The 2,206-nt window shown below is 43.7% G+C and carries 1 protein-coding gene and 1 pseudogene; one reads left to right on the top strand and one right to left on the bottom strand.

Translation table 11 applies throughout. From position 1 onward, the window contains the following. Positions 1–967, top strand: a pseudogene (locus AB4589_RS22310) (acetoacetate--CoA ligase); the annotation flags it as partial. A 373-nt stretch (positions 968–1,340) separates the two neighbouring features. Here AB4589_RS22310 and AB4589_RS22305 read toward each other — a convergent pair. Continuing rightward, positions 1,341–2,206: LysR substrate-binding domain-containing protein (locus AB4589_RS22305; RefSeq protein ID WP_372101700.1), on the bottom strand; the 866-nt coding region annotated here is incomplete at its 5' end.

Below are 2,206 nucleotides of genomic sequence, written 5' to 3'. Positions count from 1 at the left end.
CGCTAGCGGTGCTTGTTTGGTGATCTTTGATGGTAGTCCGGTTTATCCGAAACCTGACGTTCTATGGGATTTAGCGCAGCGAGCTGATATATCGACATTTGGCACTTCAGCCAAGTATCTAGAAGCGATTGAGAAGGCAGAACTCTCGCCTATCGACAGTCACAACCTTCCTAAATTAAGAACACTTTGCTCGACGGGTTCTGTGCTCTACCCAGAGCAGTTCGATTATGTCTACAAGCACATAAAGCAAGACCTGCATTTAGCGTCCATTTCTGGCGGCACGGATATTTGTGGCTGCTTTGTTTTAGGTAATCCCATCTCGCCTGTGTATCGCGGAGAGTGCCAACAGGCAGGGCTCGGCGTCGACATCAAGGTGTTCAACTCTTCTGGTCACAAGGTCGATCACGAACGTGGCGAACTGGTGTGTACAAATTCCCTACCCAACTTCCCTGTTGGCTTCTGGAATGACACCGGAGAGCGCTATCACAGCACCTATTGGGATAGGTTTGATAATGTGTGGCATCACGGAGATGAAGTCGCACAGAGCGGACATGGCGGCTACCTGTTCTATGGGCGAGGCGACACCACACTCAACCCCGGTGGCGTGCGAATTGGTACCGCTGAGATCTACCAGCAAGTGAACACTATTGAAGGCATTGTGGATTCGATAGCAGTCGGCAAAGACATCGACCGCAATGAGCAGATATGGCTGTTTGTCCAACTGCAGCAAGATGTGAGTCTAGATGAAACGTTACTGACAGCCATCAGAAGTAAACTCAAATCATCTTGCTCACCAAGGCATGTGCCAAGCCAGATATTTGCGATCAGCGATGTGCCAAAAACACGCTCTGGCAAACTGGTGGAGTTGGCGGTGAAACAGGTTGTAAATGGTAAGGATGTAGAAAACCTCGGGGCAATTGCTAACGCCGAGGTTTTGGAAGAAATAAAGCGCGTTGTTTCGCTTTAGTGCTCCTATCTCAAAAGCTCCCAACGAGAAGAAAGTAACTTCGCACAAAAAACCTCCACGAATAAACATCGTGGAGGACTTTTCGTCTTTATATTGGTCACATTTAACAAGGATAGTCAGGGTGTATCTGCCTTTTTAACTCAAAGTGAAGCCGTTTTAACAGATTGCCCCAAATAATTCAGCTTCGTTCCAATTAAGAACATGTACTCGCAATTCACTTTTGTAGTTGATATTTAAATTTTTTTCTAAGGCCAATAACTCTAACTATGTGGCTAAGTTCGCTAGTCCATCTCTTTGGTGATATCGCTAACTTTACTCTGTGTCCAAACTCTTTAAGCGAATCAGTATTTTAAGATTACCGAACCACTAAAAATCAACAGCCAACGTTTGCTTTGTCTGTGTCAGGTATACTAAGGGATAGCATTTCATTATCACGGATTCTTTGGTTCACAAAATCAACAAATGATCTAACCTTGGGTAATAAGTGGCGGTTTGATGGCCAGATTAAAGATAGGTTACCAAGGGGCTGCATACAATCAGTCAATATAGGCTCTAAATGGTTAAGCTCTAACGATGGTTTGGCAACATAGACTGGTAGGTGCGCAATACCAAATCCGTCTAGGGCAGCTTGGAGGCCAGCGTGAGTATTATTGAAAACAAGAGTTCGCGGAAGTTCCAAATTAAAATTTTGAGGCTTGAATGCCCACTGAGCAATGCGGCCATTTGAAGGATATTTAAAATGAATACAGGAATGGTGTAGTAAATCGTGAGGTGTTTTAGGTTTTCCATGCTTCTTAAAATAGGCATGACTGCCACATACGACAAAATGTTGCTCACCGATTTTATAGCCTATTAAGCGGGAATCCCTCAGTTCTCCAATTCGAACAGCGACATCAATCCCTTCTCCGATAATATCAATGACCCTATCCTCAAAATCTATATCTAATTCTACTTCTGGATACGTCCTCAAATACTCAACCAGCATTGGTTGTAAAAGAGAATGCCCGAAAATTTGTGGAACACTAACTCTCAATCGACCTTTGGGGGTTGAACGAGAAGCTGTGATCATAGCCCTAGCATCAACTAAGTCGTTAAGAATTATCTTGCATCTCTTATAATAAACATTCCCTTCGTTAGTCATGCTTATACTTCTAGTCGTTCTGTGAAATAAACGAACCCCCAACTCTTCTTCAAGCCTTGTAATACTTTTAGAAACTGCCGATGCTGAGACTCCTAATA

The sequence above is a fragment of the Vibrio sp. 10N.222.49.A3 genome (genome assembly GCF_041475145.1).
Classification (GTDB): Bacteria; Pseudomonadota; Gammaproteobacteria; order Enterobacterales; family Vibrionaceae; genus Vibrio; species Vibrio tasmaniensis_A.
The sequence above is the reverse complement of the archived record's forward strand: the minus strand, read 5'-3'. Positions and strand labels throughout refer to the sequence as shown.